The organism is Flavobacterium sp., assembly GCF_031363805.1.
Taxonomy (GTDB): Bacteria; Bacteroidota; Bacteroidia; order Flavobacteriales; family Flavobacteriaceae; genus Flavobacterium.
In genome coordinates this window covers 1-5,136 of the sequence record NZ_JANLVD010000084.1, presented here as the reverse complement: position 1 = coordinate 5,136, position 5,136 = coordinate 1, and the positions used below count along the sequence as shown (strand labels likewise).

The window sequence follows — 5,136 nt, the reverse complement described above, 5'->3', positions numbered from 1 at the left end:
AGAATTTCGTTTAATGTTTTTTCAGATATATCGTAAGCTTCTTTGTCTAAAATATCAATTTGCGCATACACATCTTCTCGAGCATCAATATCCTGCAAAGCTTCAACTTCCAGTTTTAAACTTTCAATTTTCGCATCTTTTTCAGCACGAGCTTCTTTGATTATATTTTTGAAATACGCTGTTTTGGCTCTTAAATCATCATGTGATAGAGAAGCTAAATTGCTTTCGAAAGTTTTTATTTTGGTAATAATGGGTTGTATTGCTTTGACATCTTTTTGAGATTTATCGCCTACAAATACTTTTAATATGCTGTTTATGAAACTCATTTTTTAATTACGAATTAAAAATTACGAATTATGAATTATATTTTTGAATTCACTCATTGTAATTATTGTTTTTAAATAGTCTCTATTTTAGAGATTGCAAATTTAACCAAAAAAAAGTCTCGATTAGAGACTTTTTTTAGTATGTTTTAGTGCTAATATTCATCCTCATTCCAAAGATAATCTTCGTCAGTTGGATAATCGGGCCAAATTTCTTCCATTGATTCATATATTTCCCCTTCATCTTCTATAGATTGAAGGTTTTCAACTACTTCAAGTGGAGCACCGGCTCTAATTGCGTAATCAATAAGTTCGTCTTTGGTTGCTGGCCAAGGTGCATCACTTAGGTAGGATGCTAGTTCTAATGTCCAATACATCTGCTATAGATTTTAATTTGTGCAAAAATAATTTTTTTAGTTAAAAAATCAAGTTTTTTTTGCTTTATTTTTTGTTAAAGTTAAGAACGTGTTATAATTTTAGATATTTGATTGTAGATATTAGATATTAAATTTAATTTATGAATTTAACATCTGATATCTAAAATCACTTGCGGGGTATCCATTTTACCTCATCTGCCTTTAAATCTGAGGACAATTTTCGTGCCAATACAAAAAGATAGTCAGAAAGACGGTTAAGATATTTTACAGCCATTTCATCAATAGGTTCATTATGACTTAAATGTACCGCCAAACGCTCGGCTCTGCGACAAACGCAACGTGCCACGTGACAATATGACACAGTTGTGTGACCGCCTGGCAAAACGAAATGCGTCATCTGTGGAAGTGAATCTTCCATCGTGTCGATTTCATTTTCTAATAATTCTATGTCGCTTTCAATGATTCCAAGTTTTTGAAGACGTAATTCTCCATTTTTCATGACTTCTTTTTCTGGTGGCGTTGCCAAAATGGCGCCAACTGTAAATAATCTGTCTTGAATTTCTATTAAAATATTTTTGTAATGTTGATTCATTTCTTGGTCACGAATGAGTCCGATGTGTGAATTTAGTTCATCAACCGTACCATAACTTTCAATTCTTATATGATCTTTGGGAACTCTTGTGCCTCCAAAAAGTGCTGTAGTGCCTTTGTCTCCTGTTTTTGTATATACTTTCATTTGATTTTTGGTTTTAGATTTTAGATTTACGAGGTAATCTAAAAATACAAATTTAGGTTATTGTTTCAGAATTTTTAATTTTTAATTCTGGATTTTTAATTAATTCTAAAATTGAATTTACAAATTTGTCCATAGAATCTTTGGCTAAATTAAAGTATAAATCGGGTTCAATACATTCTATTTCCATTAAATAAATTTCATTTCCAATTATAATTCCGTCGACTCTTGCATAGAGCAAATCTTCAGAAAAAGTGTTGACAATTTTCTGTGCTTTTTCAATAATATCTTGATTTGGTTGGACTAGTTTATATTTTCCACCATATTGAACTTGAATTCTGAATTCACCTTCAATAGGTTTTTTGTTTACTGCGTGAGAGAATTTTTTATTAAAAAAAATAAATGATGTTTCGCCTAGAGTTTGAATTTCAGGCATAAATTCTTGCAATAACAATTCTTTTTGAGGTGCAATGTTTTGATATTTTTGGTTTATAATATCAATTTCTGAAATATCGAATAATTCGGTTTGATATGAACCTGCTGAATATGCTGGTTTTATTACAGCTTTTTTCCAATGATTTGGTATGAATTTTTTAAGATTTAATTCTTTTGTTTTTTCGATAAAAATTGTTGGAAGAATTGTAAAACCCAATTGTTGCAGTTCTCGCAAATAAAACTTGTGTTTATTTTTGTTGATAATTGCAATAGAGTTTAAGGTTTTGATTCCTAATTTTTGAATTTTATCTAACCAAATATCAAATTCGATTTGTTTTTCATAATAATCCCAAGTGTTTCGAAATATTAAAACATCATAATCTTCCCAGTTTATGGTTTCATCATTCCAAATTACAGCTTTGGCAACAATGTTATGTTTTGCCAGTTTTGGAATTAATTGGTTTTCGGTTTCAAGTAGATTTGGTAGTTTTTGGCAGGTTAAAAGGGCAATTTGCATTTTGGTTTAAGATTTGTTTTTGAATAAAAGTTTATTTTGAAACGAATTGCCTAGCCCTGATAGTAGTGGAAATCCTTTTTTGTGGTTTTGTACTTCGACAAGCTCAGCATGACAAAACCACAAAAAAGATTGTAACGAATAGCAGGAAATAGCTCCTAAAAAATTATTTTATGGTATCGCTTTCAATTAAACCATCACGTAATCGAATAATTCTGTGTGCGTATGCTGCAATTTCTTCTTCGTGCGTTACTAGAATAACGGTATTTCCATTGGCATGAATATCGCCAAATAGTTTCATGATTTCTTCCGAAGTTTTACTATCCAGATTTCCAGTAGGTTCATCGGCCAATATGATGGATGGTTTGTTGACCAATGCTCGAGCAATGGCAACTCTTTGGCGCTGTCCTCCTGAAAGCTGATTCGGTTGGTGATCCATTCTGTCTCCTAAATTAACTTGGTTTAAAACCTCGGTAGCTCGAATATTTCGTTCAGATTTTGAAAAGCCAGCATATATCATTGGCAATGCCACATTATCTAATGCTGTAGTTCTAGGTAAAAGATTAAAAGTTTGGAATACAAATCCAATTTCTTTGTTTCTAATTTCTGCAAGTTCATCATCTACCATTTGTGAAACATCCTTATTATTCAAAATATAAGTGCCAGAAGTTGGCGTATCTAAACACCCTAAAAGATTCATTAACGTTGATTTTCCTGAACCAGATGGTCCCATGAGTGCAACATATTCTCCTTTATTGATTTCTAAATCAATACCTTTTAATACATTAATGATTTCACTTCCAAGTACAAAATCTCTTTTAATGTTTGTTATTTTTATAAGGGAATTAGACATTGATTTTTGATTATAGATTAACAATTTTTGATTTCAGATTAAAACTGCATTTAAAACTATACATATGTATATTATCTGGATAAAAAGTTACAAGGATTTAAAAAATAAAATAAATGCTTTTTAAGTGACAAAAAATTTGAATGTTAATAATTATATAATTTCAATTATATTTTACATAATTAATATTAATATATTTCATATTTCATAATTAATTTTATTATTTACATAATTATAATGTTTTTATTGTTAATTATGCAATACTCATTACATTTGTTTGATAAAATATAATTAAAAACAAAAATTATGAAAAATTTAGGATTATTATTAGGAATTTCGAGTGTATTCGTTCTTTTTACTTCTTGTAAAGATGAGAAAAAAGTACAAGCTCAAAAATCAATCGATTCATATGTAGTGTATGTTGATTCATTAGAAAATATCGAATCTACTGACACAGTTGCCAATTGGGATGAAATAGATGCAGCTTACCAAATGAAAAGTACGGAAGCTGAAAATGCTTTGGCAAGTTTAGAACAAAGTGAAAAAGAACAAGCAAGATTAAACGAAAGTAAATCTAAGTATGAAGCTTTAAAAGCTAAAATGGAAGCTAATATGCAGGTAAAAAAAGAAATTCCTGCAACAACAACTGCAACTTCTACAAGAAAAAGTTTAAAAAACACATTTTTTGGAGATGGAAAAGTAGGTGATGATATGAATTTTAATTGGGTTAACAAAAATAATATTTTAGAGGTTTATTCTAATTTTGTTAATACAGCTCAAAAAAATAAAGATAGTTATTCTCGTGAAGACTGGGACGAAATTAAATTAATGTATGAAGCACTTGATAGTAGAAAAAATACTGTTGAAAAAGAAGGTCTTTCTGGTTCAGACAATACAAAAATTGCGTCATTAAAGGTTCAATTTGCACCAATGTTTACGTTGAATAGAATGGGAGCAAAATCTGATGAATCTGCAAAAGCAAAAAAATAAATATTATTGATTCGAGAGAAATGACTGTTAGCAATAGCAGTCATTTTTTTTATGTTCTAATTACAAAATGTTCCTTTTCCTGTTCAGTTCTAAAAAACACAATTCCCCATTGAAAAGTATCAATAGTTACTTTTACTTTTGGGTGATTTTGGATGGTTTTCCAAGCTATTTCCATTTCTAAACTCCAATGAATATCATCGAAAATCCAAACAGAATCGTTTGAAATTGTGGGTAATAATTGTTCGAAATATTCAAGTGTGGCTTTTTTGGAATGGTTACCGTCGAAGTAAATCAGGTTGTGGGTTGTGGGTTGTGGGTTGTTTTTTGCGAAATAATTTGAAAATTCAGTATTTATTAATTCTATGTTATTAAGGTTTTGTAATTGCAATTGTTTTTTTGCAATTGTCATCGTATTAAGACATCCTTCTAAAGTTTGTATTTTACTTTTAGGATTCCCTAATGATAATGCTGAAGTTGCTAATCCTAAAGAAGTTCCAATTTCTAAAATGCTATCAGGTTGAAAATAAGTAACAATTCTAAACAACAATTCGGCTCTTTTTGTAGATATTCCAGCAGTTTTAGCAATTTTGGATATTTGTCTTTTGTTGGATTTAAAAACTTTTGAACCTGCTCCAAAATCGGTTACTTCGATGAAGTTTTTATTTTGAAGAAGCGAATTTCGATAATCTTTTAAAATTCTATATTCAGGATATTTCTTTTTATCATAAAAACAATTGGTAACCAAATCAAACACAAATGGCGAATGCACTCCGTGTTCGTTTTTGGAGTTCCAGAGGAATTTTAGATATGATTTAATTTGAAATAGCATTTCTTTAACACAGATTTCACAGATTAGCACAGATTAAATTTGTGTAAATCTGTGAAATCTGTGTTTAAATTTATCCTTCCATTTT

7 protein-coding genes are annotated in these 5,136 nt (G+C 29.7%); 1 reads left to right on the top strand and 6 read right to left on the bottom strand.

The genetic code is table 11. The features are described 5' to 3' along the window. The 5 genes from RMN92_RS04755 to RMN92_RS04735 form a co-directional block, all read right to left on the bottom strand. The coding region (locus RMN92_RS04755) for a hypothetical protein (protein WP_309608321.1) at positions 1-326 on the bottom strand (326 nt) is incomplete at its 3' end. Positions 327-478: 152 nt separating this feature from the next. Further along, complete coding sequence (locus RMN92_RS04750) at positions 479-700, bottom strand: DUF2795 domain-containing protein (protein ID WP_022828503.1); 222 nt, start codon at positions 698-700, stop codon at positions 479-481. 166 nt (positions 701-866) lie between these two features. Beyond that, positions 867-1,436: a cob(I)yrinic acid a,c-diamide adenosyltransferase gene (locus RMN92_RS04745; protein ID WP_309608320.1), complete on the bottom strand. Its 570-nt coding sequence runs from the start codon at positions 1,434-1,436 to the stop codon at positions 867-869. A gap of 52 nt (positions 1,437-1,488) precedes the next feature. Continuing rightward, on the bottom strand, positions 1,489-2,385 hold the full coding sequence (locus tag RMN92_RS04740) for a hypothetical protein (RefSeq protein ID WP_309608319.1): 897 nt from the start codon (positions 2,383-2,385) through the stop codon (positions 1,489-1,491). Between the two features lie 163 nt (positions 2,386-2,548). Beyond that, complete coding sequence (locus RMN92_RS04735) at positions 2,549-3,235, bottom strand: ABC transporter ATP-binding protein (protein WP_309608318.1); 687 nt, start codon at positions 3,233-3,235, stop codon at positions 2,549-2,551. A gap of 303 nt (positions 3,236-3,538) precedes the next feature. On the opposite strand from RMN92_RS04735, the gene RMN92_RS04730 reads away from it, so the two are divergent. Then, on the top strand, positions 3,539-4,222 hold the full coding sequence (locus RMN92_RS04730) for a hypothetical protein (protein ID WP_309608317.1): 684 nt from the start codon (positions 3,539-3,541) through the stop codon (positions 4,220-4,222). Between the two features lie 49 nt (positions 4,223-4,271). Here the strand turns inward: RMN92_RS04730 and RMN92_RS04725 are convergent, their stop codons facing one another. Further along, positions 4,272-5,051 (bottom strand): class I SAM-dependent methyltransferase, encoded by a 780-nt coding sequence (locus RMN92_RS04725; RefSeq protein ID WP_309608316.1) that lies wholly within the window; start codon positions 5,049-5,051, stop codon positions 4,272-4,274. Positions 5,052-5,136: the final 85 nt, after the last annotated feature.